We start from the raw sequence: 25,941 nt of genomic DNA, 5'->3' as shown, positions 1-25,941 counted from the left end.
TGCTAGAAGCGTTGCAGGTTCAGTCCCGTGGTGTCCAGCCCCGGCGCGCGCTGGGCGATCAGGTCGGCCAGCAACTGGCCGCAGCCATGGGCCATGGCTGCGCCGTTGTTGCCGTGGCCCAGGTTGAGCCACAGGCCGGGCAGGCCGCTGGCACCCAGCACGGGCGCGCCGTCGGGCGTCATGAGGCGGGTGCCGCGCCAGGCGTGCACGCCCTGCGAGGGCTGCATGCCGCCGGGAAACCAGTGGCTCAGCGCGTGGTACAGGCGCTGCAGGCTGGGCGCATGGTGTTGCGCCGAAGTGCCGAGGTCGGCTCCGCCGCTGGCGCGCACGCGCTGGCCCAGCCGCACCAGGCTGATCTGCCGTTCCCAGTCGACGACGGCGCAGCGCGGCGCGTGCGCGGGCTCGCGCAGCGGTGCGCTCACGGTGTAGCCGCCCAGCTGGACCACGGGCAGCTTCAGGCCCAGTGGGCGCAGCAGCTGCGCGCTGGCCGCGCCCGCGCAGACCACCACGGCCTGGTGCGCGCGCATGCCGGACTCGCCGGCCAGCTGCACGCCCATGGCCTGCTGGCCCAGTCGGCTGACCCGGGCGTCGAACACGAATTGCACGCCCAGTTGCTGCGCCGACATGCGCTGCTGCTGTACCCACAGACGGCAGTTGGCGGTTTCGGCCGCGGGCAGGTTCAGCGCGGCGAACAGCGTGGCCTGGCTGGACAGGCCGGGTTCGAGCTGGCGGGCCTGGGCCGGGTCCAGCTGCTGCACCGCCACGCCGGCGTCGGCGAGCACCTTGAGGGCTGGCTGCAATTGGGCCAGGGCGGCTTCGGTGCGCAGCAGCACCATGGCGCCGGCCTGGCGCTGCATGTCCTGGGTGGCATCGGCCCATTCGCCTTCGCGCAGCTGCTGGCTGTACTGGGCCAGCCGTTCGACGGCGGCCAGCGCCGGGTGCAACTGCTCGGGCGCCTTGCGTATGCGCCGGCCGGCCTGGCGCCAGCGCCAGAGCCAGGAAAGATCGGCCGTGCTCAACGCGCTGCCGATGCGCAACTGGGATTGGCGGCTGCGCAGACCGGGCGGCTGGGCCAGGCCTGGAGCGCTCCAGGGGTGTAGCAGGGCGGGCGCAAGCCAGCCCGTGGGCGCGAAGCTCGCGCCTTCGGCGGCGCTGCTGTGCTGGTCATAGACCGTCACGGCGTGACCGTCGCGCGCAAGCGCGTGCGCAGTGGCGATGCCGGCGACGCCGGCACCCACGATGGCAATATTCATGAGGGGGTAGAAGTGATGGTGGTCCAGCCCGCAGCGCGAAGCTACGGCGACTGGAGTATGCCTTCGATCAGCAGACTGATGTCGAGCACGGCATCGTCATGCAGCGCGCCATGCCAGACCATCAGGCCCACGGGCAGCTCGCCGCGCTGGTGGCAGGGCAGTGACAGCGCGCAGCCGTCGAGCATGTTGACCACGCTGGTGTTGCGCAGCAGCAAAGTGTTGGCGCGCTGGAAAGCCGCGTCGCGCTGCGCATCCAGGGCGCTGTCCTGGCCTTGCGCCGGTGCGACGTCGGCCATCAGGGGCGCGAGAATCGGCACGGTGGGCGACAGCAGGGCGTCGTAGCCGGCCAGCGCCTGCTCCATCTGTGCGATCCAGCGCTTGCGCGCGTGGTGCAGATCGATGTAGTGCGCGGCCGTCATCTGGGCGCCGCGTTCGATGCGGCTGCGCACGCGCGGGTCGTAGGGCAGGTTCCGGGCGTCGGCCTTGGCCAGCAGCGGCCGGTGCCAGGCATAGCTTTCCGCGCCGGCGAAGCTGCCGTGGTCATGGATGTGCAGCAGCGTGTCGAGTTCCGGCAAGTCGATGTCGACGATTTTGGCGCCGGCAGCGCGCAGCTGGCTCAGGCTGCGCTCGAAGGCCAGGGCCACGGCGGGGTCCATCTCGTCCAGGAACAGGCGGCGGGGCACGGCCAGACGCCAGTCGGCGATGCCGACGGGGCTGCGGGTGACCGTGCGGGCGGCGAGAATTTCGTGCACCAGGATGGCATCGCGCACGCTGCGGGTCAGCGCGCAGGCCGTGTCCAGCGTGGTGGACAAGGGTATCGTGCCGTCCGTGGGCACCAGGCGGGCCGTGCTCTTGAAGCCGACCAGACCGTTGAGGGCCGCGGGAATGCGGATCGAGCCACCCGTGTCCGAGCCCAGGCCCACGTAGGCCGCGCCGCTGGCCACCGAGACGCCCGCACCCGAGGAAGAGCCCCCGCACACGCGCGCCGGGCCGGGCAGGGCGCCGAAGCGCGCGTCCAGCGCGGCCGGCGTGCCGTAATGGGGATTGACGCCCACGCCCGAGTAGGCGAATTCCACCATGTGGGTGCGGCCAATGAAGGCCGCGCCAGCCGCACGCAAGCGGGCCACGGCCAGGCTGTCCTGGCTGGCGACAGGGGCATCGCCGAGCACGCGTGAACTCGCGGCGCTGCGTGTGCCCTGGAGATCGAAAAGGTCTTTGACCGAGACCGAGAGTCCCGCCAGCGGCAACTGCGGCGCGGCCCTGGCGGCGCTTTGCATGGCGCTGTCGAACAGCGTCTGGGCGAAGACATGGTCGCAGGCAGGCGTTGACGTCGTGGCGATCGCGGCCTGGAGCAGGTCGGTGGCGCGGCATTCGCCGCTGCGCACGTTGGTGAGTGCGGAGCAAAGATCAGAGTGCATGTGGTAGAATTTTTCGGCTTTACTGAATGCTGCTTTGCGGCGTGCTGCGCTGGGCGCGTTTTTCGCGAACCAGTTGCAGTGTGCGCTAGCAGCTACAGCAAAGCAAATAGCAAACCAGTCCCCTCAAGGTGTTGCCCTCACGGGCAAATGTCGGGCTGGATTTTAGACCCAACCTTTGGAGAATTCTCATGTCCGTTACTATGCGCGAAATGCTGGAAGCCGGTGTTCACTTCGGTCACCAAACCCGCTTCTGGAACCCCAAGATGGCCCCGTTCATCTTCGGTCACCGCAACAAGATTCACATCATCAACCTGGAAAAGTCGCTGCCGATGCTCCAGGAAGCGCAAAAGTTCGCCAAGCAGCTGTCCGCCAACCGCGGTACCGTGCTGATGGTCGGTACCAAGCGCCAGGCCCGTGACACGGTGGCTGCTGAAGCCCAACGTGCTGGCGTGCCTTACGTCGACCAGCGCTGGCTCGGCGGCATGCTGACCAACTTCAAGACCGTCAAGACGTCGATCAAGCGTCTGAAGGACATGAAGATCCAGCAAGAAGCCGGTCTGGAAAGCATGAGCAAGAAGGAACAGCTGATGTTCGCTCGCGAACTGATCAAGCTGGAAAAGGACATCGGCGGCATCCAGGACATGAACGGTCTGCCCGACGCCATCTTCGTGATCGACGTGGGTTTCCACAAGATTGCCGTGGCCGAAGCCAAGAAGCTGGGCATCCCCCTGATCGGCGTGGTTGACACCAACCACAACCCCGAAGGCATCGACTACGTGATCCCTGGTAACGACGACTCGGCCAAGGCTGTCGAGCTGTACGCCAAGGCCATCGCTGACGCGATCCTGGCTGGTCGTGCTGACGCCGTCAACGACGTGGTCAAGGCCGTGGCTGCTGAAGGCTCGGACGAATTTGTGGAAGTGCAAGAGTCGGCTGCCTAAAGTCCGGCAACGCGATGAGTCGCGATAAAAAAGCGGGGCTCTGGTAGCCCCCTTTTTTTAGCCTCAATCCTTGTAACGAATCGAACTGAAATCGGAGAAATAAGATGGCTGTTATTACCGCAAAACTGGTGGCTGAACTGCGTGCCAAGACCGACGCCCCCATGATGGAATGCAAGAAGGCACTGACGGAAGCCGACGGCGACCTGGTCAAGGCTGAAGAGCTGCTGCGCGTCAAGCTGGGCACCAAGGCTGGCAAGGCCGCTTCGCGTATCACCGCCGAAGGCGTGGTCGCGGCTTACATCAATGGCGACGTGGGCGCCATGATCGAAGTCAACAGCGAAACCGACTTCGTGTCCAAGAACGACAGCTTCCTGGCCCTGGCCGATGCAGCTGCCCGTCTGGTGGCCGAGCACAACCCTGCCGATGTGGCTGCCCTGTCGGCACTGCCCTACGAGCAAGACACCTACGGCCCCACGCTGGAAGACGTGCGCGCCGGCCTGATCGGCAAGATCGGCGAGAACATGTCGTTCCGTCGCTTCAAGCGTTTCAGCGGCACCAAGCTGGCTTCCTACCTGCACGGCTCGCGCATCGGCGTGATCGTCGAGTACGAAGGCGACGCTACGGCAGCCAAGGATGTGGCCATGCACGTTGCAGCCATGAAGCCCGTCGCACTGACCAGCGCTGACGTGTCGGCTGAGCTGATCGAAAAAGAACGCGTTGTCGCAACTGCCAAGGCCGCTGAGTCGGGCAAGCCTGCTGACATCGCCGCCAAGATGGTTGAAGGTTCGGTGCAGAAGTTCCTCAAGGAAGTCTCGCTGTTCAACCAGGTCTTCGTGAAGGCTGCTGACGGCAAGCAAACCGTCGAGCAAATGCTCAAGGCTACCAACACCACCATCAAGGGCTTCACCCTGTACGTGGTTGGTGAAGGCATTGAGAAGAAGGTGGATGACTTCGCTGCTGAAGTCGCCGCCCAAGTGGCAGCTGCCAAAGCTGGCGCTTAAATCCGTCGACTGTTTTTTTCCCTGTTTCCTTTTTTCACCGTACGGAGTATTTGTTCATGACCCACGCAACACCAGCCCACAAGCGTATTTTGCTCAAGCTGTCTGGTGAGGCGCTCATGGGCGACGATGCCTTTGGCATCAACCGTGCCACGATAGTGCGTATGGTGGAAGAAATCGCCGCTGTCACCCGTGTGGGTGTGCAGGTGGCGGTGGTGATCGGGGGAGGAAATATTTTCCGTGGCGTGGCTGGCGGCTCTGTCGGCATGGACCGCGCCACGGCGGATTACATGGGAATGCTGGCCACGGTCATGAATGGCCTGGCCCTGGCTGATGCCATGGACAAGCAGGGCCTCACGGCCCGCGTGATGTCCGCCATTGCCATCGAGCAGGTGGTCGAGCCCTACGTGCGCCCCAAGGCGCTGCAGTACCTCGAAGAAGGCAAAGTAGTGGTGTTCGCCGCCGGCACGGGCAATCCGTTCTTCACGACCGACACCGCCGCTGCATTGCGCGGCGCTGAAATCGGTGCCGAAGTGGTGCTCAAGGCCACCAAGGTGGATGGCGTGTACACGGCCGATCCGTTCAAGGATCCGACAGCAACCCGCTACACCAAGCTCAGCTTTGACGAAGCGATTTCCCGCAACCTGGGCATCATGGATGCCACCGCGTTTGCCTTGTGCCGCGACCAGAAGTTGCCTGTACGGGTGTTTTCCATCGTCAAGCATGGGGCGCTTTTGCGCGTGGTCATGGGCGAAGACGAAGGTACCTTGGTGTACGCTTAAAAATCATGCGCCGCGCAGGCGCATTGCCGTTTTCGAGGAATAGACATGACGATTGCAGAAATCAAACAAACCATGGAAACCAAGATGGAGCAATCCATCACGGCTTTCAAGAACAATCTGGGCAAGATCCGCACCGGACGCGCCAGCGCCGGCATGCTCGACAGCATCCAGGTGGAATATTACGGTTCGATGGTGCCGTTGACCCAAGTGGCCAACGTGTCCCTGCAGGATTCGCGCACGCTGAGTGTGCAACCCTGGGAAAAGAGCATGGCTGCCAAGGTGGAAAAAGCCATCCGTGAAAGCGATCTGGGTCTGAACCCCTCGTCGCTGGGTGAGCTGATCCGCGTGCCCGTGCCGCCCATGAGCGAAGAGCGCCGCAAGGAAATGACCAAGCTCGCGCGCAACGAAGCCGAAGGCGCAAAAATCGCGATCCGCAATCTGCGCCGCGATGCCAACGACGCCGTCAAGCGCCTGGTCAAGGACAAGCTGGCGTCCGAGGACGACCAAAAGCGCGCCGAATCCGACGTGCAAAAGGTCACCGACCGCCGCATCGTGGAAATCGATTCGCTGGTTGCCGGCAAAGAACAAGAGATCATGGCGGTTTGACTGGTTCAGTCGCTGTAGATATCCCCTTGCAGAACTCTACTGATTTGACTGTACCCCGCCACGTTGCCATCGTCATGGATGGCAACGGCCGCTGGGCCAAGCAGCGTTACATGCCCCGCCTGGCGGGACATGCGCAAGGCGTGAAGTCTTTGCGCCGCTGCGTCAAAGCCTGCGTGGACCGCGGCATTTCCGTGCTGACGGTGTTTGCCTTTTCTTCGGAAAACTGGCGCCGTCCCGAAGCCGAAGTGTCGGGGCTGATCAGCTTGCTCGCTTCGGCCCTGAGCCGGGAAGTGGTGCAACTGGGCAAGGATGGCGTGCGGGTGTGTTTTGTTGGCGATCGCCAGGCACTGCCCGAGCGCGTGGCCGCCGGTTTGGACGCCGCCGAGCGCGAGACGGCGAACAACACCAAGCTGGTCTTCAACGTCTGTTTCAACTATGGCGGCCGCTGGGATATTGCCCAGGCCGCAGCCCGTCTGGCCGCCGAGGGCGTGGCCATTACCGAGGACAGCCTGGGCTCCGCCATGAGCATGGCCCATGTGCCTGATCCCGATTTGCTGATCCGCACCGGCGGAGAAATGCGCATCAGCAATTTCCTGCTGTGGCAACTGGCCTATTCGGAACTGTTTTTCAGCCCCGCCCTGTGGCCCGACTTCGATGAAGCGGCATTGGACGAGGCCATCGCTGCCTACGGTGCCCGCGAGCGCCGTTTTGGCAAAACTTCTGCACAAATTCAGCCGGCGGCTCCCGCAAAGATCCCGGTCTGAGAAAGGGAATCATGCTCAAGCAGCGTGTCATCACCGCCTTGGTCCTGCTGGCAATTCTTCTTCCCGCATTGTTCTATCCGGACCCGCTGCCGTTTGCGCTGCTGGTCCTGGGGCTGATGGCTGCAGGAGCCTGGGAGTGGGGCCGGATGCAAGGCCTGGGCCAATCGGCTGCCCTGGCCCTGGGCGGCGCCTGCGTGGCCCTGTGCGGCCTGTCCTGGGCCCTGGGATGGCTTGATCAATCCCTGACCTGGTTGTGGGTCATCGGCGGCAGCCTGTGGGTGCTGGCTTCCGCGGCCTTGCTGCGTGCCGGCGTGGGCGCCTGGGGTGGCTTGCCGCTGGCACTGCGCCTGATCGGCGGCGTGCTGGTACTGTGGCTGGCCTGGCTGGCCGTGGTGCAGGCACACCGCATCGGCATCAACTTCCTGCTGTCCGTGCTGGTACTGGTCTGGGTCGCGGACATCGGCGCCTATTTCGCCGGCCGCACCTGGGGTCTGCGATTCACGCGCAACAAGCTTGCGCCTTCGATCAGCCCCGGCAAGAGCTGGGAAGGGGTCTGGGGCGGCATGGTGGGCGTGCTGGTGCTGGCTGGCATCTGGGTGGTGGCTGACCGCCAGCTCGGTGCGAGCGTGGCCAGTTTTTACTCTCTGCTGTCGCGCCAGGGCCTGTGGTTCCTGCTGCTGGCCGTGGTGTTCATGGCGGCCATGAGCGTGGTCGGCGATCTTGTCGAATCCCTGGTCAAGCGCAGCGTAGGCGTCAAGGACAGCAGCGGCCTGCTGCCCGGCCATGGCGGCGTGCTGGACCGCATCGATGCGCTGCTGCCGACCCTGCCGCTGGCCATGATGCTTTCTTCTTTCGTACATCCATGAAACAACGACTCACTATCCTGGGCTCTACCGGCTCGATTGGCACCAGCACGCTGGACGTGGTGGCGCGCCACCCGCAGGACTACGAAGTGTTCGCCTTGAGCGCCGCGACCCAGGTGGATGCGATGCTTGCCCAGTGCGCGCAGTTTCAGCCGCGCTTCGCGGTCATGGCCAGCCCTGAGCACGGTCGCGCGCTGGCGGAAAAAATCCAGGCCAACGGCCTGGCCACGCAGGTCTTGCAGTCGCCGGATGCCCTCGATCGGATCGCCGCGCATGAAGAGGTGGATGCGGTCATGGGCGCCATCGTCGGTGCCGCGGGCCTGGGCCCCTGCCTGGCGGCGGCACGCGCCGGCAAGCGCCTGCTGCTGGCCAACAAGGAAGCGCTGGTGGTGGGCGGAGCGCTGTTCATGGACACCGTCAAGCGCCATGGCGCGACGCTGCTGCCCATCGACAGCGAACACTCGGCCATTTTCCAGTGCCTGCCCGAAGACCGCGGCAGCTGGGCGACGCGCGTGGACAGCATTTTGCTGACGGCTTCGGGCGGACCGTTTCGCCAGCGCGACCCGGCCAGCCTGTCGCAGATCACACCCGAACAGGCCTGCGCCCACCCCAATTTCTCCATGGGGCGCAAGATCTCCGTTGATTCCGCGACCATGATGAACAAGGCGCTGGAAGTCATCGAGGCCCGCTGGCTGTTCGACATGGCGCCCGAGCAGATCAAGGTCGTCATCCACCCGCAGCAGATCGTGCACTCCATGGTCCAGTTCAAGGACGCTTCGGTGCTGGCCCAGCTGGGCACGCCCGACATGCGCGTGCCGATTGCCTGCGGCCTGGCCTGGCCGGAGCGCATCGTGAGCGGCGCGGCCATGCTGGACTTCTCCAAGCTCGCGGCCCTGACGTTCGAAGAAGCCGATGCCCAGCGCTTTCCGGGACTGCATCTGTCGTGGCAGGCTTTGCGCGCGACCGAAGGCACGACCACGGTGCTCAATGCCGCCAATGAAGTGGCGGTGGACGCTTTCCTCAACCGGCGTCTGTCGTTTGACCGCATCCATGCGGTCAACCTTGAAACGCTGGAAAAAATGCCGCTGCCGCGCGCTCCGGGATCGCTGGAAGATTTGCTGGCCCTGGACGCCCAGGCCCGGGTCTTTGCCCGCGTAGCGGTCGAGCGCTGGGCGCTGGCCTGAGCGCCGGGCCCGGCCGGACCTTGTTGAAACCGAACCCGAGCACCCGCCTATGTTGATGACTGTTCTTGCCTTCGCGCTTGCGCTGGGTTTGTTGATCGCGGTGCACGAATACGGTCATTACCGCGTGGCCGTGGCCTGCGGCGTCAAGGTGCTGCGGTTTTCGGTAGGCTTCGGCAAGCCTTTGCTGCGCTGGCAGCCCAAAGGCTCGTCCACGGAGTTCGTGCTCGCGGCCTTTCCGCTGGGTGGCTATGTGCGCATGCTCGACGAGCGCGAGGCGCCGGTCGCACCCGAAGAGCGGCACCTGGCGTTCAACAACCAGTCGCTGCGCGCGCGTGCCGCCATCGTGGCCGCGGGACCGGCGGCCAATCTGCTGCTGGCGGTGCTGTTGTACGCCAGCGTCAACTGGCTGGGCGTGCAAGAGCCCAAGCCCTACCTGGCCAGCCCCGCGGCCGGCTCCCTGGCCCAGAAGGCCGGCTTGCGAGGCGCGGAGCTGGTGCAGGCCGTGGCACGCGGCGAAGGCCCCTGGGAGCCCGTCGTCTCGTTTGACGAGCTGCGCTGGGTCCTGGCGCGCTCGGCCCTGGAAGGCCAGGACGTGCGCCTGGAAATCGTGCGCCCGCAGGAGGGTTCGGCGACGGTGCTGACCCTGCCGCTGGGCGGCATGGATACGCGCGAGGCCGATGAAAAATTGTTCCAGCGCATCGGCGTGGTCGCACCTTGGACCCCCGCGGTGATGGGAGAGGTGCTGCCCGATGGCGCGGCCTACCGCGCAGGCCTGCGTGAAGGCGACAAGGTCTTGTCCGTGGGCGCGCAGGCGGTGGTCGACGGCCAGCAGTTGCGGGCACAGATACGCCAGTCCGTGCGGGACAAGCAGGGCCTGCAGCAGGATTGGCGGGTGGAGCGCGCAGGACAGACGCTGGTGCTGCCGGTGCGCCCGGATGCGGTGCAGGACGGCGAGCAATGGGTAGGTCGGGTCGGCGCTTTTGTCGGCGCGGCACCCGAGATGACGCTGGTGCGCCGCGGCTTCTGGGATGGCCTGCAAAATGGCGCGCAGCGCACCTGGGATCTGTCGATATTGACGCTGCGCATGATGGGCCGCATGGTGATCGGCGAAGCTTCGCTGAAGAACATCAGCGGGCCGCTGACGATCGCCGACTATGCCGGCAAGTCGGCCAGCATGGGCGTGACGCAGTACCTGGCGTTTCTGGCGCTGATCAGCGTCAGCCTGGGCGTACTCAACCTGCTGCCTTTGCCGGTTTTGGACGGCGGGCACCTGATGTATTATCTTTGGGAAGGCGTGACGGGCCGGCAGGTGTCCGAAGCTTGGATGGAAAGATTGCAGCGTCTCGGCGTGGCTGTGCTACTGCTGATGATGTGCATCGCCTTTTTCAACGATATCAACCGGCTTTTGGGCTAACTTTTTTTGCCGAATTTGTGAAGCAAGGTCGGCGGCAATCCACTCATGAAAAAACACATCAATCGCTTAGGCGCGCGCACCGCTTCGGCCTTGACCGCCATGGTTCTTGCGGCCAATGCCGCCTGGGCGCTGGAGCCTTTCAAGGTGCAGGACATTCGCGTCGAAGGTCTGCAACGGGTGGAAGCGGGCACCGTCTTTGCCTCCATTCCCTTGCGCGTAGGCGATGACTACAACGACGAAAAAGGTTCGGCCGCGATCCGCGCGCTGTTTGCGCTGGGACTGTTCAAGGACGTGCGCCTCGAAGCCAACGGCAACGTGCTGACGGTGGTCGTCGAAGAACGTCCGACCATCGCCGACGTCAACTTCGCGGGTACCAAGGAGTTCGACAAGGACACGCTGAAGAAGGCCATGCGCGACGTGGGCCTGGCCGAAGGCCGGCCGTTCGACAGCGCCCTGGCCGACCGGGCCGAGCAGGAACTCAAGCGCCAGTACATCAACCGCAGCCTGTACGGTGCGGAAGTCGTGACCACGGTGACGCCCATCGAGCGCAACCGGGTCAACCTGACGTTCACCGTGACCGAAGGCGAGCCCGCCAAGATCAACGAAATCCATGTGGTCGGCAACAAGGCCTTCAGCGAATCCACGCTCAAGGACCTGTTTGACCAGGACACCGGCGGCTGGCTCAGCTGGTACACCAAGTCCGACCGTTATGCGCGCTCCAAGCTCAACGCCGATCTGGAGACGCTGCGCTCCTTTTATCTGCAGCGTGGCTACCTGGAATTCCGCGTCGACTCGACCCAGGTCGCAATCTCTCCAGACAAGCAGACGATTTCGCTGACGCTGAACATCCACGAAGGTGAGCGCTATGTGGTGTCGGGTGTGCAGCTCGAAGGCAATTACCTCGAGCGCAACGACGAGTTCAAGTCGCTGGTGAAGATCAAGCCGGGCGAGCCTTACAACGCCGACCAGGTCACGGCCACGACCAAGGCCTTCACGGACCACTTCGGCAATTTCGGCTTTGCTTTCGCGCGCGTCGAAGCCGTGCCCGAAATCGACCGGGCCAACAACCGCGTGGCCATCGTGCTCAAGGCCGAGCCTTCGCGCCGCGCCTATGTGCGTCGCATCCAGGTCAGCGGCAACAACCGCACGCGCGACGAAGTCGTGCGCCGCGAGTTCCGCCAATACGAAGCGTCCTGGTACGACGGCGACAAGATCAAGATCTCGCGCGACCGCGTCGACCGCCTGGGCTTCTTCACCGAAGTCAATGTGGACACGCAGGAAGTCCCAGGCTCGCCCGACCAGGTGGATCTGGTGGTGACGGTGGCCGAGAAGCCCACGGGCTCGTTGCAATTGGGTGCAGGTTTTTCCAGTGCAGAGAAGGTTTCCCTGTCATTTGGTATCAAACAGGAAAATGTGTTCGGTTCCGGTAACTACCTTGGTGTGGACGTCAACACCAGCAAGTACAACCGGACCTTGGTGGTCAGCACCACCGATCCTTACTTCACCAAGGAAGGCATCTCGCGTACGCTGGACATGTTCTACCGCACCCAGAAGCCTTATGAAGACCAGGGCGGCAACTACCAGCTGGTGACGGCGGGTACGAGCGTGCGTTTCGGCGTGCCGTTCAGCGAAGTCGACACGGTGTTCTTCGGCGGCGGTATCGAGCAGACCAAGATCAAGCCGGGCACCAATATTCCCGCGGCCTACCTGGCCTATGGCGACACCTACGGCTACACCAGCACGGCCGTGCCCTTGACCGTGGGTTGGTCGCGTGACAGCCGCGACAGCGCGCTGGCGCCCAATTCCGGACGCTATCAGCGCCTGAACACCGACTGGTCGGTGGCCGGCGATGCGCGCTACGTGCGCGCCAACTACCAGATCCAGCAGTATGTTCCGTTGAACAAGAAGTTCACGCTGGCCTTCAACGGCGAGCTGGGCTGGGGCAAGGGCCTCAACGGCCGTCCGTTCCCGGTGTTCAAGAACTTCTACTCGGGCGGTCTGGGCTCGGTGCGCGGCTTTGACCAGGGCACGCTGGGCCCGCGCGACATCATCGGCTCGTCCCTGGGCGGCCCGAAGAAAGTCACGCTGAACGCCGAATTCATGGCTCCGCTGCCAGGCGCTGGCAATGACCGCACATTGCGCGTGTTTACGTTTGTGGACGTCGGCAATGTGTTTGGCGACAATGAAACCGTCGATTTTTCGCAGATGCGTGCCTCGGCAGGCCTGGGTCTGAGCTGGATTTCTCCGTTGGGGCCATTGCGCTTGGCGTATGCTCACCCTGTGCGTAAATTCGCTGGCGATAAAATCCAGAAACTTCAATTCCAAATCGGAACGTCCTTCTAATGAAATCTCTTTCCCGCCAAATCTCCCTGGCCGTGCTGATGGGCTCGATGGCTCTGGCTGCGCATGCGCAAGAATTCAAGGCCGGTTTTGTCAATACGGATCGCATCTTCCGCGAAGCAACCACGGCCAAGGCCGCGCAAGCCAAGCTCGAGCAGGAATTCGCCAAGCGCGAAAAAGACCTGGTCGACATGGGTACCACCTTGAAGACAGCTTCGGACAAGTTCGAGCGTGAAGCACCGACCCTGTCGGAATCGCAGCGCACCGCGCGCCAGCGTCAGCTGGTCGAGCAGGACCGTGAGTTCCAGCGCAAGCGCCGTGAATTCCAGGAAGACCTGAATTCGCGCAAGAACGAAGAGCTGTCGCAAGTGCTCGAACGCGCCAACAAGGTCGTCAAGACTGTGGCCGAAGCCGAAAAGTACGATGTCATCCTGCAAGAAGCGGTGTACATCAACCCCAAGTACGACATCACCGACAAGGTGATCAAGGCCCTGAACGCTGCAAAGTAATTTGCGGCATAAGACGTACAGACAGTGAGCTTGTTTCTCGGGCAAATTGTGGGTGCGCTGGGGGGGACGCTGGAGCTGGCCGGCAGCGATACGGAGATCCTCCGCATCGCTCCGCTGGACTCCGCAGGCCCGGGAGATCTGAGTTTCCTGAGCAATCCACGCTACCAGCAGCAACTGGCCGCCTCCAAGGCGGCCTGTGTCATTGTGGCGCCCGCCATGCGGGAGGCCGCCATGCAACGCGGTGCGTGCATCGTGGCCGACAACCCTTATGTGTATTTCGCGCGCGCGACCCAGCTGTGGAAGCGGCTGCACGCGCGCGCCGTGGCTGCGGGCGTGCATCCCAGTGCGGTGGTCGATCCCGAGGCGGTGGTTGATCCCACGGCCTACGTGGGCCCGCTGTGCGTGGTCGAGCGGGGCGCGCGCATTGGCGCGGGCACGCAGCTCAAGTCACGCGTTACGGTGGGTGAAGACTGCATCGTGGGTGCGCGCTGCATACTGCACTCGGGCGTGGTGCTGGGCTCGGACGGCTTCGGCTTCGCGCCCGAAGGCGGTGCCTGGGTGAAAATTGAACAATTGGGCGCCGTGCGCATCGGCGACGATGTGGAAATCGGTGCAAATACCTGCATCGACCGGGGCGCGCTGGACGACACTGTGATCGAAGACGGCGTGAAGCTGGATAATCTGGTCCAGATCGGACACAACGTTCATGTGGGACGGCATGTCGCCATGGCCGGCTGTGTGGGCGTGGCAGGTAGCGCGCAGATCGGTGCACATTGCACCGTCGGCGGCGGCGCCATCGTGCTGGGGCATTTGCAACTGGCCGAAAATGTACATATCTCGGCGGCGACTGTGGTGACGCGTTCTTTGAACAAGCCCGGCGTCTATACAGGAATGTTTCCTGTCGATGAAAACACCAAATGGGAAAAAAACGCTGCCACTTTGAAGCAGCTGCATAGCTTGCGCGAGCGCATCAAGGCACTCGAGCAACAGCAGCAGCAGGGCAGCAAGATCGGAACGCAATGATGGATATCCACGCAATTCTCAAGCAACTGCCTCACCGCTACCCGTTTCTGCTGGTAGACAAGGTGCTGGAACTTGAGAGCAACACACGCATCAAGGCCATCAAGAACGTCACGTTCAATGAGCCGTATTTCCAGGGTCACTTCCCCGGTCGCCCCGTCATGCCTGGCGTGCTCATGCTCGAAGCCCTGGCGCAAGCCGCAGGCCTGCTGGCATTCGATGCCATGGGTCAGGTGCCGGACGAAAACAACATCTACTACTTCGTGGGCATCGACGCCGCGCGCTTCAAGCGCCCGGTCGAGCCTGGCGATCAGCTGGTGCTGGAAATCACCATCGACCGCGTGCGCGGCGGCATCTGGAAGTTCAAGGGCGTGGCCCGCGTGGGCGACGAAGTGGCCTGCGAAGCGAACCTGATGTGCACCATGCGGGCCGTGGGCTGAAAGTGCTGTGTTGGCTGTGAGTCGCATTCACTCTACCGCGCTGGTTGATCCGGCAGCCTGCCTGGACACCTCGGTCACGGTCGGGCCCTATGCCGTGATCGGCCCCGATGTGCGCATTGGCGCCGACACTACCGTCGGCGCACATTGCGTCATCGAAGGCCACACGACGATTGGCCAGGGCAACCATATTTTCCAGTTCGCCTCGTTGGGCGCGCAGCCGCAGGACAAGAAGTACGCGGGCGAGCCCACGCGACTGCTCATCGGCGACCGCAATACCATTCGCGAGTTCTGCACGTTCAACACCGGCACGGCCCAGGACCAGGGCCTGACGCAGGTGGGCAACGACAACTGGATCATGGCCTATGTGCACATTGCCCACGACTGCGTCGTGGGCAACCACACGGTGCTGGCCAACAATGCCACGCTGGCGGGTCATGTGAAAGTCGGGGACCACACCATTCTGGGTGGTCTGACCGGAGTGCACCAGTTCACCCACATCGGTGCCCATGTGATGGCCGGCTTTGCCAGCCACATTTCACAGGATGTGCCGCCCTTCATGCTGGTCGATGGCAATCCGCTGTCGGTGCGCGGCTACAACCTCGAAGGCTTGCGCCGTCGCGGGTTTTCGCCGCAGCGCCTGCAGGCCGTCAAACAGATGCACAAGCTGCTGTACCGCCAGGGTCTGACGCTGGAAGCCGCACGCCAGGCGATTGCCGCGCTGGACGTGCAGTATCCGGAAGCTGCAAGCGACATCCAGGCCCTGACCTCGTTCATCGCCAGTTCAACGCGCGGTCTCGCGCGCTGATAAGGAGTTGTGATGACTGCACCGCGCGTGGCGATGGTGGCCGGCGAGACGTCCGGCGATCTGTTGGCCGGCCTCATTCTCGACGGGCTCAAGAGCCAGTGGCCGGCGCTGCAAAGCGCGGGCATTGGCGGTCCGCAGATGCAGGCGCGTGGTTTTGAGGCCTGGTGGGACAGTCAGCGCCTGGCCGTGCATGGCTACAACTGGGAAGTCTTCCAGCGCCTGGCCGAGCTGCTGCGCATTCGCCGGCAACTGCGCCAGCGCCTGCTGGCCGACCCGCCGGCGGTTTTCGTCGGCGTGGACGCTCCGGATTTCAATCTGGGGCTGGAAGCGGACTTGCGCGCCCAGGGCATCAAGACAGTGCATTTCGTCTGCCCGTCCATCTGGGCCTGGCGTGCGAACCGGGTGGAGAAAATCCGCCGCGCCGCCGACCACGTGTTGTGCATTTTTCCGTTCGAGCCCGCGCTGCTGGCAAGCCACGGCATCGCCGCGACCTATGTAGGCCACCCCTTGGCCAGCGTGATCCCGCTGGTGCCTGACCGCCAGGCGGCGCGCCAGCGGCTGGGTCTGCAGCCAGAGGCGCTGGTGCTGGCCGTGCTGCCCGGCAGCCGTACTTCCGAAATTCGTTATATCGCGCCCGCGTTCTTCGCGGCCGCAGCCCTGGTCGTCAAGGACTTCCCGGCCGTGGAAATCATCGTCCCGGCCGTACCCTCGATGATCGAAGTGGTGCGCCAGGCCGCGCGCCAGGCAGGCATGGAAGGGCGGGTCCGGATTCTTTCCGGCCAGTCCCACGATGCCCTGGCGGCCTGCGATTGCACATTGATTGCCAGCGGCACGGCGACACTGGAAGCGGCGCTGTTCAAGCGCCCGATGGTGATCGGCTACCGCATGCAGTCGCTGAGCTGGCGCCTGATGCGCCGCAAGCAGCTCCAGCCCTGGGTCGGACTGCCCAACATCCTGTGCGGCGAGTTTGTCGTGCCGGAGTTGCTGCAGGACGCGGCCAGCCCCGAGGCCCTGGCGGCCGAAGTGCTGCGCTGGCTCAGGGCGCGCGATGATTCTTCTCAAACCATTGAGGCGCTGGAACAGCGCTTCACTGCGCTGCACCACGAGTTGCGGCGCGATACCGCCCGATTGGCTGCTGATGCTATCCAGAAAGTTGTCTCTTCCTCCTGAACAGGTCTGCTTGCCGTGGCATCCGCCCGGCTTGGTGGCTGGGGTGGATGAGGCGGGGCGTGGACCCCTGGCCGGCCCGGTAGTGGCGGCGGCCGTGATTCTCGACGACCTGCGTCCCATTGCGGGACTGGCCGATTCCAAGAAGCTCACGGCGGCACGCCGCGAGGCCTTGTTCGACGAAATCCGTGCCAAGGCGCTGTGCTGCTCGATTGCCGAGGCCAGCGTGGAGGAAATCGACGAGCTCAATATCCTGCAGGCCACGATGCTGGCCATGCGCCGCGCCGTCATGGGTCTGCGGCTGAAGCCCGTGCTGGTACTGGTCGACGGCAACCGCATTCCGGTGCTGGACATGCAGGCCGAAGCCATCGTCAAGGGCGATGCCCTGGTGCAGGCGATTTCCGCGGCCTCCATCCTGGCCAAGGTGCACCGCGACCGCTGGTGTGAGCGCCTCGACGCGCAATACCCGCAGTACGGTTTTGCCGGCCACAAGGGCTACGGCACGCCGGCCCACCTGTCGGCACTGCAAGCCCATGGGGCTTGCCCCGAGCACCGCCGTTCCTTTTCGCCTGTGGCCCAGGTGCTGGCCTGAAATGCTACACCCCCTGAGCGGCTGCGCCGCTTCCCCCTCTCAACCTTCGGTGGAGGGGGACGGCACCATCGCTGCGGGGCGGCCCTTGCTCGATGCCCCTGGCCTGAGCCTCGCCGATTTTATGGGCCGCAGGAAATGCGCAGCACCATGGATAACTGAGAACTTCCTGATTGAATGGCTATGACCTCACCTGTAACCCCCATCCATTCGCGTGACAACGCCTTCGTCAAGGAGTTGCGCAAGCTCTCGCACGACAGCACGGCTTACCGCAAGCAGGGCCAGGTCTGGCTCGAAGGCGACCACCTGTGCCGCGCCGCGCTGGCGCGCGGGCTGCGCCCGGCGGTGGCGGTGTTTGCCGAGTCGTTCTGGCCGCAGGCCCCCGAGGAGTGGAAACAGCCGGCCGCCAAGGTGGTGGTGCTGGCCGATGCGCTGTTCGCCGATATCAGCGGCCTGGAGTCGCCGGCGCGCATGGGCTATCTGCTCGAATGGCTGCCGGGCCAGGTGCCGCTGCCGGGCGTGGCCACGGTGGTGCTCGATCGCGTGCAGGACGCGGGCAATGTGGGCTCCATTTTGCGCAGCGCCGCGGCTTTCGGCTTCCTGCAGGTCGTGGCGCTCAAGGGCACGGCCGCGCTGTGGAGCCAGAAAGTGCTGCGGGCCGGCATGGGCGCGCATTTCGGTCTGCACCTGGTGGAGTCCGTGGATGCCTCGGTGCTCGAAGCGCTGCAGGTGCCGCTGATCGTCACCAGCTCGCACCAGGGCGCGCTGATCCAGCACACCCAGCTGCCCTGGCCTTGCGCCTGGGCCATGGGCCATGAAGGGCAGGGCGTGGGTCCGGCCGTCGAGGCGCTGGCCAAGCTGCAGGTGCGCATAGGCCAGCCTGGTGGCGAAGAATCGCTGAACGTGGCTGCCGCCGCGGCGATCTGCTTGCATGCGAGTGCATTGACTGCTCCAGTTTGAGCGGGTAATGGCCCCCATGGGGGGATGAGAAGTCTGGCTGAGGCTCGGGTAATCCCGGGCGCAGCCACGCGCCTGTCATGGCACACGGCTATAATGGGCGGCTTTCAAGCATTCCACATCTACGCCTAGCGCCGCTTCGAGCCTTCCCCCGCAACACAAGCTATAGCCAGAGCCTCGCCTCTGACTCGCTGGGCGTAACCGTACTTAGAACCGGAGAACCCAGTGCTTTTGTCTCTCAAGGGAACCTTCCCCCCAGCCATCCTGGCGCTCGCAGACGGCACGGTCTTTATCGGCAACTCGATTGGTGCAGTCGGCACCACCGTCGGCGAAGTGGTGTTCAACACCGCCATCACCGGCTACCAAGAAATCCTCACCGACCCAAGTTACTGCCAGCAGATCGTGACGCTCACGTATCCGCACATTGGCAACTATGGTGTCAACGCCGAGGACATCGAGGCTGAAAAAGTCCACGCTGCAGGTCTGATCATCAAGGACCTGCCGTTGCTGGCCAGCAACTTCCGCATGACGTATACCTTGCCCCAGTATCTGGTGCGCGAGAACACCGTCGCCATCGCCAACATCGACACCCGCAAGCTCACGCGCCTGCTGCGCGACAAGGGTGCGCAAAACGGTGCGATTGTCGGCCTCGCCGAAGGCGAAACCGTGACCCCCGAGCGCATTGCCGCAGCGCTGGCCGCTGCCCAGGCTGCGCCGTCGATGGCCGGACTGGATCTGGCCAAGGTGGTGACCACGTCCAAGACCTATACCTGGGACCAGACCGAGTGGAAGCTGGGTCAGGGCTACGGCCAGCTGACGGCGCCGCGCTTTCACGTGGTGGCCTATGACTTTGGCGTCAAGCTGAACATCCTGCGCATGCTGGCCGAGCGCGGCTGCAAGCTCACCGTCGTGCCGGCCCAGACCTCTGCCGCCGACGTGCTGGCACTGAACCCCGATGGCGTGTTCCTGTCGAACGGCCCTGGCGACCCACAGCCTTGCGACTATGCCATCCAGGCGGTCAAGGAGCTGATCGAGAGCGGCATGCCCACCTTCGGCATCTGCCTGGGCCATCAGATCATGGCCCTGGCTTCGGGCGCCACGACGTTCAAGATGGACAACAGCCACCACGGTGCCAACCACCCGGTCAAGGATCTGGACACGGGCCGCGTCAGCATCACCAGCCAGAACCACGGCTTTGCCGTCGACATGGCGTCGCTGCCCGCCAACCTGCGCCCCACCCACGTGAGCCTGTTCGACGGCACGCTGCAGGGCCTGGAGCGCACCGACAAGCCCGCGTTCTGCTTCCAGGGTCACCCCGAAGCATCGCCCGGCCCGCACGACATCGCTTACATGTTTGACCGCTTCACGGCGTTGATGGCCAAGGCCCAGGAGAATAAATAATGCCAAAGCGCACAGACCTCAAAAGCATTCTGATCATCGGCGCCGGCCCCATCGTCATCGGCCAGGCCTGTGAGTTCGACTACTCCGGCGTGCAGGCCTGCAAGGCGCTGCGCGAAGAGGGTTACAAGGTCATTCTGATCAACAGCAACCCTGCGACGATCATGACCGACCCGGCCACGGCCGACGTCACCTACATCGAGCCCATCACCTGGCAGACGGTCGAGAAGATCATCGCCAAGGAGCGTCCCGACGCCATCCTGCCGACCATGGGCGGCCAGACCGCGCTGAACTGCGCGCTGGACCTGTGGCGCAATGGCGTGCTCGACAAGTACAAGGTCGAGCTGATCGGCGCCAAGCCCGAAGCCATCGACAAGGCCGAAGACCGTCTGAAGTTCAAGGACGCCATGACCAAGATCGGTCTGGGTTCCGCGCGCTCGGGCATTGCCCACAGCATGGACGAAGCCTGGGTCGTGCAAAAGCAGATGGGCTTTCCCACGGTGATCCGCCCCAGCTTCACGCTGGGCGGCACGGGCGGCGGCATTGCCTACAACCCCGAAGAGTTCGAGACGATTTGCAAGCGCGGCCTGGAAGCTTCGCCTACGAACGAGCTGCTGATCGAAGAGTCGCTGCTGGGCTGGAAAGAGTACGAAATGGAAGTGGTTCGCGACACAGCGGACAACTGCATCATCGTCTGCTCGATCGAGAACCTGGACCCCATGGGCGTGCACACCGGTGACTCGATCACCGTCGCTCCGGCCCAGACGCTGACCGACAAGGAATACCAGATCATGCGCAATGCCTCGCTGGCAGTGCTGCGTGAAATCGGCGTCGACACCGGCGGCTCCAACGTGCAGTTCTCGGTGAATCCCGTCGACGGCCGCATGATCGTCATCGAGATGAACCCGCGCGTATCGCGTTCGTCGGCGCTGGCCTCCAAGGCCACGGGCTTCCCCATCGCCAAGATCGCGGCCAAGCTGGCCGTGGGCTATACGCTGGACGAGCTCAAGAACGACATCACCGGCGGCACCACGCCCGCGTCGTTCGAGCCTTCGATCGACTACGTGGTCACCAAGATCCCGCGTTTTGCCTTCGAGAAGTTCCCCACGGCCGACAACCGCCTGACGACGCAGATGAAGTCGGTGGGCGAAGTCATGGCCATCGGCCGCACCTTCCAGGAATCCTTCCAGAAAGCCTTGCGCGGTCTGGAAGTCGGTGTCGACGGCATGAACGAAAAGACCCAGGATCGCGAGACCCTGGAAAAGGAACTGGGCGAACCCGGTCCCGACCGCATCTGGTACGTGGGCGATGCTTTCGCCATGGGCCTGTCGGTGGACGAAGTGTTCGCTCTGACCAAGATCGACCGCTGGTTCCTGGTGCAGATCGAGCAGATCGTGAAGATCGAGCTGGAGCTCGACGAAGTGTTCGCCGCCAAGGGCGAGGGCGCGCTGGCTGCGCTGGACGCGACGACGCTGCGCACGCTCAAGCAAAAGGGCTTCTCGGACCGCCGTCTGGGCAAGCTGCTGCACACCACGGAACACGTGGTGCGCGCCGCGCGCCATGCGCTCAATATCCGTCCCGTGTACAAGCGCGTGGATACCTGCGCGGGTGAATTCGCGACCGACACGGCCTACATGTACTCGACGTATGACGAAGAGTGCGAAGCGGTGCCGACCGACAAGAAGAAGATCATGGTGCTCGGCGGCGGTCCCAACCGCATCGGCCAGGGCATCGAGTTCGACTACTGCTGCGTGCATGCCGCACTCGCCATGCGCGAAGACGGCTATGAAACCATCATGGTCAACTGCAACCCCGAAACCGTGTCCACCGACTACGACACTTCGGACCGCCTGTACTTCGAGTCGGTGACGCTGGAAGACGTGCTGGAAATCGTGGCTGTCGAGAAGCCCGTGGGCGTGATCGTGCAGTACGGCGGCCAGACGCCGTTGAAGCTTGCACTGGACCTGGAAAAGGCCGGCGTGCCCATCATCGGCACTTCGCCCGACATGATCGACGCCGCCGAAGACCGTGAGCGCTTCCAGAAGATGCTGCACGACCTGGGCCTGCGCCAGCCGCCGAACGCCACGGCCCGTACCGAAGCCGAAGCGCTGGAAAAGGCCGCTACGCTGGGCTACCCCCTGGTCGTGCGTCCCAGCTATGTGCTGGGCGGCCGCGCCATGGAAATCGTGCACGAGCAGCGCGACCTCGAGCGTTACATGCGCGAAGCCGTCAAGGTCAGCCATGACTCGCCCGTGCTGCTGGACCACTTCCTGTCCAACGCCATCGAGTGCGACGTGGATTGCGTGCGCGACGTGGACGGCAAGGTCTTCATCGGCGGCGTGATGGAACACATCGAGCAGGCGGGCGTGCACTCGGGCGATTCGGCCTGCTCGCTGCCCCCTTACTACCTGGCCAAGGACACCATCGAAGAAATCAAGCGCCAGACCGCGGCCATGGCCGACGGCCTGAGCGTGGTGGGCCTGATGAACGTGCAGTTCGCCATCCAGGAACGCGACGGCAAGGACGTGATCTACGTGCTGGAAGTCAACCCCCGCGCTTCGCGTACCGTGCCTTTCGTCTCCAAGGCCACGGGTATCCAGCTGGCCAAGGTCGCGGCACGCTGCATGGTCGGCCAGACGCTGGCTTCGCAGGGCATCACCAAGGAAGTGACGCCGCCGTACTTCAGCGTCAAGGAAGCCGTGTTCCCGTTCGTCAAGTTCCCCGGCGTGGACACCATCCTCGGCCCGGAAATGAAGTCGACCGGTGAAGTCATGGGCGTGGGCAAGACTTTTGGCGAAGCTTTCGTCAAGAGCCAGCTGGGCGCGGGCACCTTGCTGCCCAAGTCGGGCCGCGTGTTCCTCACCGTGAAGAACAACGACAAGGCGCGGGCCGTGGTGATCGCACGTGATCTGGCGGCCATGGGCTTCGAGCTGCTGGCCACCAAGGGCACGGCCGCGGCGATTGCCGAAGCCGGCATTGCCGTGCAGGTCGTCAACAAGGTGACCGAAGGCCGTCCGCACATCGTCGACATGATCAAGATGGGCGACATCGCCATGGTGATCAACACCGTCGAAGAGCGTCGCAATGCGATTGCCGACTCGCGTGCCATTCGCACCAGCTCGCTGCTGGCGCGCGTGACCACCTTCACGACCATCTTCGGCGCGGAAGCGGCCGTCGAAGGCATGAAGAGCATGGACAACCTCGAGGTGTATTCCTTGCAGGAACTGCATGCGCAGCTGGCGCAGGCCTGAGCGCCAGACCGGGTTATACCGGGTGAAGGCCGTGTGAATCACGGCATAATTGCCCACTGACCAGAAACCGCCGCGCGGCAACGTGCGGCGGTTTGCTTTTGGGGCGTCAAAGCGGGTTGATCCCGGGCGCCAGAATTGCCGCGCCAGGCGCGGAGCCTGCTGTATATGGAGACTTTTCAATGGCCACCATTCCCATTACCAAGCGCGGTGCGGAAAAACTCAAGACCGAGCTGCACCATCTGAAGACCGTCGAGCGTCCCAGCGTGATCCAGGCGATCGCCGAAGCACGCGCCCAGGGTGACTTGAGCGAAAACGCCGAATACGAAGCCGCCAAGGACCGCCAGGGCTTCATCGAAGGCCGCATCATCGAAGTCGAGGGCAAGCTGTCGGCCGCGCAGATCATCGACCCCACGTCCGTGGATGCGGGCGGTCGCGTGGTGTTTGGCGCCACCGTGGACCTCGAAGACGAAAAAACCGGCGACAACGTGACTTACCAGATCGTGGGTGAGGACGAAGCCGACCTGAAGCTGGGCCTGATCAATATTTCCAGCCCCATTGCCCGCGCCCTGATCGGCAAGGAAGAAGGCGATACCGCCGAAGTCCAGGCCCCGGGTGGTCTGCGTCGCTACGAAGTGGTGGCGGTGCGCTACCTCTGATCCGCGGCATGGCACATTTCCTGGCGTCCTTGCCGCAGCGCCTGCCGGCGGTGGCGGCAGCCCTGTGGTGGGGCAGCCTGACCGTGGTGGGCTTTCTGGTCGTTCCGCTGTTGTTCGTCCATTTGCCCACGCCCGCCATGGCCGGGCGCATGGCGGCCACGCTGTTCGCGGCCCAGACCTGGGTGTCGGTGGCCTGCACGGCCTTGCTGCTGGTGCTGGCCAAGCGCCGCCATGCGGAAGTCGAAGAGCCCTGGGCCAGCGATGTGCTGGTGTGGGTGATCGTCGGCATGCTGCTGGCCTTGCTGGTGCAGTTCGGCGTGTCGCCACGCATCGTCGCCAAGCAGGACCTGCGCCTGTGGCACAGCGTGGGCACGGTGATGTACGCCGTGCAATGGTTTTGCGCGTTGCGGGTGCTGTGGCGTACCTGTGCCCCCCAGCGTTGAAGGCAGCGCTGGTGCACAGAACGAAAAAAAGGCGGTTCCAAGGAACCGCCTTTTTTGTCCAGCCGGGCGCGCAGCGCCCGGGTGCTTCACTCGTGCCAGTAATCGGCCACCCAGGTGGCCGGCTTGATGAAACGAAAACGCCGGTTGCGCCGGCCGGCCAATGCGTCCGGAGGGTTGCATTCGCCGTGGAAAATCACCACGCGTGCGCCAGGGGGCACGAACGGCGCTTTCCAGTAATTCGTCGGCCAGGGCGGAATGCCGTGGTACTTGAAGCTGGGGCACCATTCGGCGGGCCAGTACTGCAGCTTGCCTTGGCGGTGCAGGAAGTCGGAAAGATAGGCCTGCTCGTTACGGAACTTGTGGCGAATCTCTTCGAAGTGGCTGCGGAAGTACTCCAGTACATCGGGATGGGCGCCAAGCTCCCAGCGGTAGACGGACGAATTGCCCGTGATGCGCCAAGGTCGCTTGTAGTCGTGGATGATGAGGAACTCGCCAGGCTGGGTGAAAAAATCATCCAGTGGGCCGGTGATGACCACGTCCACGTCCAGGAAGAGCGCCGTGCCACGCAGGCCATAGAGGTCTTGCGTGAAGGTGGCGAGCTTGTTCCAGCCGCGCTCGGGCAGGCCTTTGGGAAGGTCCAGCGAAGGAATCGGCAGGCACTGGACCTCGGCGCGAATCCCTTGGCTGTCATCGGTCAGGCAGACAAAGCGAAAATCACCCTGCAGATTGCGTCGCACCATGGCGTAAAGCCGGTTGACGTATTCGGGGCCGTATTTCGTGCCCCATTTCATGCAGATGATGTGGCGCTCGCGCGCCGGAGTATTCGGGGTGGAATTCATTGGCGGCGCAAGAAGCAGACTTTAGTCGCCTTGTTGGCGTTTTTTGATGGATTTTTGCTTGGGCTGGGCACGTTTGACTTTGCCGCCCGCGGTCAGGCGCTGGTTGCCCAGAACGCGCAGTTGCTTGACTTCGGGGCGTTGGCCGCCGCGCGAGCTGAACTTGAGCACCTTGACGTCGCGAGGACCGGGCATGCGGTCTTCGTCGACGGTTTTTTCCTTTTCAGGAATGGGGCGCCACAGCACAAGCAGTTTGCCGATGTGCTGGATGGGCGCGGCGCTGAGTTCTTCAGCGAGTTGTTGGTAGATCTGGTCGCGCGCAGCACGATCGTCGTTGAAAACGCGGACCTTGATCAGGCCGTGTGCATTGAGGGCCGCGTGGACCTCTTTTTGCACGGCGGGCGTGAGGCCATCTCCGCCAATCATGACCACGGGGTCGAGATGGTGGGCGTTGGCGCGGTGTTCCCGGCGCTCGGCGGGAGTCAATTGAATTTGGGGCATGGCCCGTATTATCTAGGCAGGACGTAATCAGCATGAAAACCAAGACCAAAAGCAAGAAGGTCAATAAGGCATGGCTCAATGACCATGTCAACGATACCTATGTCAAACTGGCCAAAATTGAAGGGTTTCGCGCACGCGCGGCCTACAAGCTCAAGGAGATCGACGAGCAGCTGGGGCTGATCCGTCCCGGCAATTTCGTGATCGATCTGGGATGCACGCCCGGGGCCTGGAGCCAGTACGTACGCCGCAAGCTCTCGCCCAAAGGCGCGGCTGTGGGCGAGCTCAACGGCCGCATCATCGGTCTGGACCTGCTGCACATGGAGCCCATCGAAGGCGTGCATTTCATCCAGGGCGATTTCCGCGAGGAAGAGGTGCTGGCCCAGCTCGAAGGCCTGCTGGATGGCAGCAAGGTCGATGTGGTGGTATCCGATATGGCACCAAATTTGTCGGGTAATGACGCGACAGACGCCGCGCGCATTTCGCTGCTGGTTGAGTTGGCGGTCGATTTCACCAAGCAGCACATGAAGCCCGAGGGCGCGCTGGTGGTGAAGCTGTTCCACGGCAGCGGCTACAGCGAGCTGGTGGAGCTGTTCAAGCAGACGTTCAAGACCGTCAAGGCTATCAAGCCCAAGTCCTCGCGCGTGAAATCGTCGGAAACCTTTCTGGTCGGCATGGGTCTGAAATAGACCAGGTGCCCTGGCGCAGGCCGCAAATTCGGCCTGCTGTGGGCCGAATGCTGCGAAATGCCAATGCCCCCAGGATTGAAGACCAGGGGAATTGTGGGCTTGGCGGCTTGAAGCACCTAA

General features: G+C 63.7%; 25 protein-coding genes. 21 read left to right on the top strand and 4 right to left on the bottom strand.

All coding sequences use genetic code 11. The features are described 5' to 3' along the window. Positions 1-2: 2 nt before the first annotated feature. Positions 3-1,253, bottom strand: a complete 1,251-nt coding sequence (locus N0K08_RS00780; protein WP_261498086.1) for an FAD-dependent oxidoreductase — start codon at positions 1,251-1,253, stop codon at positions 3-5. 41 nt (positions 1,254-1,294) lie between these two features. Next, complete coding sequence (locus N0K08_RS00775) at positions 1,295-2,671, bottom strand: amidase (protein ID WP_261498085.1); 1,377 nt, start codon at positions 2,669-2,671, stop codon at positions 1,295-1,297. Between the two features lie 188 nt (positions 2,672-2,859). Between N0K08_RS00775 and rpsB the strand changes: the two genes are divergently transcribed. From rpsB to N0K08_RS00675, 20 genes are all read left to right on the top strand, one after another. After that, the gene (gene rpsB, locus N0K08_RS00770; protein WP_261498084.1) at positions 2,860-3,612 is read left to right on the top strand and encodes a 30S ribosomal protein S2; all 753 of its coding nucleotides are present in this window, start codon (positions 2,860-2,862) and stop codon (positions 3,610-3,612) included. A gap of 104 nt (positions 3,613-3,716) precedes the next feature. Beyond that, positions 3,717-4,613 carry a translation elongation factor Ts gene (gene tsf, locus N0K08_RS00765; RefSeq protein WP_261498083.1) on the top strand — a complete coding sequence of 299 codons (897 nt, stop codon included), beginning with the start codon at positions 3,717-3,719 and terminating at the stop codon, positions 4,611-4,613. 56 nt (positions 4,614-4,669) lie between these two features. Then, on the top strand, positions 4,670-5,392 hold the full coding sequence (gene pyrH, locus N0K08_RS00760) for a UMP kinase (RefSeq protein ID WP_261498082.1): 723 nt from the start codon (positions 4,670-4,672) through the stop codon (positions 5,390-5,392). 45 nt (positions 5,393-5,437) lie between these two features. Further along, on the top strand, positions 5,438-5,998 hold the full coding sequence (gene frr / locus N0K08_RS00755) for a ribosome recycling factor (RefSeq protein WP_261498081.1): 561 nt from the start codon (positions 5,438-5,440) through the stop codon (positions 5,996-5,998). Between the two features lie 44 nt (positions 5,999-6,042). Next, a complete protein-coding gene (gene uppS, locus N0K08_RS00750; RefSeq protein ID WP_261498080.1) occupies positions 6,043-6,762 on the top strand; it encodes a polyprenyl diphosphate synthase in 720 nt (239 codons plus the stop codon). 11 nt (positions 6,763-6,773) lie between these two features. After that, a complete protein-coding gene (locus N0K08_RS00745; protein ID WP_261498079.1) occupies positions 6,774-7,628 on the top strand; it encodes a phosphatidate cytidylyltransferase in 855 nt (284 codons plus the stop codon). After that, positions 7,625-8,809 carry a 1-deoxy-D-xylulose-5-phosphate reductoisomerase gene (gene ispC, locus N0K08_RS00740; protein WP_261498078.1) on the top strand — a complete coding sequence of 395 codons (1,185 nt, stop codon included), beginning with the start codon at positions 7,625-7,627 and terminating at the stop codon, positions 8,807-8,809. The genes N0K08_RS00745 and ispC overlap by 4 nt, the downstream gene beginning before the upstream one ends. Positions 8,810-8,858: 49 nt before the next feature. After that, a complete protein-coding gene (gene rseP / locus N0K08_RS00735) occupies positions 8,859-10,223 on the top strand; it encodes an RIP metalloprotease RseP (RefSeq protein ID WP_261498077.1) in 1,365 nt (454 codons plus the stop codon). A gap of 45 nt (positions 10,224-10,268) precedes the next feature. Beyond that, complete coding sequence (bamA, locus tag N0K08_RS00730; protein ID WP_261498076.1) at positions 10,269-12,566, top strand: outer membrane protein assembly factor BamA; 2,298 nt, start codon at positions 10,269-10,271, stop codon at positions 12,564-12,566. Further along, entirely contained in the window at positions 12,566-13,072 is a 507-nt protein-coding gene (locus N0K08_RS00725) for an OmpH family outer membrane protein (protein ID WP_261498075.1), read from the top strand. The genes bamA and N0K08_RS00725 overlap by 1 nt, the downstream gene beginning before the upstream one ends. Before the next feature lie 24 nt (positions 13,073-13,096). Then, positions 13,097-14,095 carry a UDP-3-O-(3-hydroxymyristoyl)glucosamine N-acyltransferase gene (lpxD, locus tag N0K08_RS00720; protein ID WP_261498074.1) on the top strand — a complete coding sequence of 333 codons (999 nt, stop codon included), beginning with the start codon at positions 13,097-13,099 and terminating at the stop codon, positions 14,093-14,095. Beyond that, positions 14,092-14,532, top strand: a complete 441-nt coding sequence (gene fabZ / locus N0K08_RS00715; RefSeq protein ID WP_261498073.1) for a 3-hydroxyacyl-ACP dehydratase FabZ — start codon at positions 14,092-14,094, stop codon at positions 14,530-14,532. Before lpxD ends, fabZ begins: the two co-directional genes overlap by 4 nt. 16 nt (positions 14,533-14,548) lie before the next feature. Next, positions 14,549-15,337: an acyl-ACP--UDP-N-acetylglucosamine O-acyltransferase gene (gene lpxA, locus N0K08_RS00710; RefSeq protein ID WP_261498072.1), complete on the top strand. Its 789-nt coding sequence runs from the start codon at positions 14,549-14,551 to the stop codon at positions 15,335-15,337. A gap of 12 nt (positions 15,338-15,349) precedes the next feature. Beyond that, entirely contained in the window at positions 15,350-16,507 is a 1,158-nt protein-coding gene (gene lpxB / locus N0K08_RS00705) for a lipid-A-disaccharide synthase (RefSeq protein ID WP_261498071.1), read from the top strand. Continuing rightward, positions 16,476-17,096: a ribonuclease HII gene (gene rnhB, locus N0K08_RS00700; protein WP_261498070.1), complete on the top strand. Its 621-nt coding sequence runs from the start codon at positions 16,476-16,478 to the stop codon at positions 17,094-17,096. Before lpxB ends, rnhB begins: the two co-directional genes overlap by 32 nt. A 174-nt stretch (positions 17,097-17,270) precedes the next feature. Further along, complete coding sequence (locus tag N0K08_RS00695) at positions 17,271-18,053, top strand: TrmH family RNA methyltransferase (RefSeq protein ID WP_408642882.1); 783 nt, start codon at positions 17,271-17,273, stop codon at positions 18,051-18,053. 222 nt (positions 18,054-18,275) lie between these two features. Beyond that, on the top strand, positions 18,276-19,451 hold the full coding sequence (carA, locus tag N0K08_RS00690; protein WP_261498068.1) for a glutamine-hydrolyzing carbamoyl-phosphate synthase small subunit: 1,176 nt from the start codon (positions 18,276-18,278) through the stop codon (positions 19,449-19,451). Further along, on the top strand, positions 19,451-22,699 hold the full coding sequence (carB, locus tag N0K08_RS00685; RefSeq protein WP_261498067.1) for a carbamoyl-phosphate synthase large subunit: 3,249 nt from the start codon (positions 19,451-19,453) through the stop codon (positions 22,697-22,699). Before carA ends, carB begins: the two co-directional genes overlap by 1 nt. A gap of 179 nt (positions 22,700-22,878) precedes the next feature. Continuing rightward, complete coding sequence (greA, locus tag N0K08_RS00680; RefSeq protein WP_261498066.1) at positions 22,879-23,355, top strand: transcription elongation factor GreA; 477 nt, start codon at positions 22,879-22,881, stop codon at positions 23,353-23,355. 8 nt (positions 23,356-23,363) lie between these two features. Next, complete coding sequence (locus tag N0K08_RS00675) at positions 23,364-23,798, top strand: DUF4149 domain-containing protein (protein WP_408642881.1); 435 nt, start codon at positions 23,364-23,366, stop codon at positions 23,796-23,798. A gap of 86 nt (positions 23,799-23,884) precedes the next feature. Here N0K08_RS00675 and N0K08_RS00670 read toward each other — a convergent pair whose 3' ends face one another. Further along, a complete protein-coding gene (locus N0K08_RS00670; RefSeq protein ID WP_261498065.1) occupies positions 23,885-24,637 on the bottom strand; it encodes a glycosyltransferase in 753 nt (250 codons plus the stop codon). Between the two features lie 21 nt (positions 24,638-24,658). Beyond that, positions 24,659-25,135, bottom strand: coding sequence for a YhbY family RNA-binding protein (locus tag N0K08_RS00665; protein ID WP_261498064.1), 477 nt, complete (start codon positions 25,133-25,135; stop codon positions 24,659-24,661). A 32-nt stretch (positions 25,136-25,167) separates the two neighbouring features. Between N0K08_RS00665 and N0K08_RS00660 the strand changes: the two genes are divergently transcribed. Continuing rightward, positions 25,168-25,821, top strand: coding sequence for an RlmE family RNA methyltransferase (locus tag N0K08_RS00660; RefSeq protein WP_261498063.1), 654 nt, complete (start codon positions 25,168-25,170; stop codon positions 25,819-25,821). The last annotated feature ends 120 nt before the right edge of the window (positions 25,822-25,941 follow it).

This window comes from Acidovorax bellezanensis (assembly GCF_025421555.1).
Taxonomy (GTDB): domain Bacteria; phylum Pseudomonadota; class Gammaproteobacteria; order Burkholderiales; family Burkholderiaceae_C; genus Comamonas; species Comamonas bellezanensis.
Note: the sequence above shows the minus strand (reverse complement) of the source record. Positions and strands in the feature narration are given on the sequence as shown.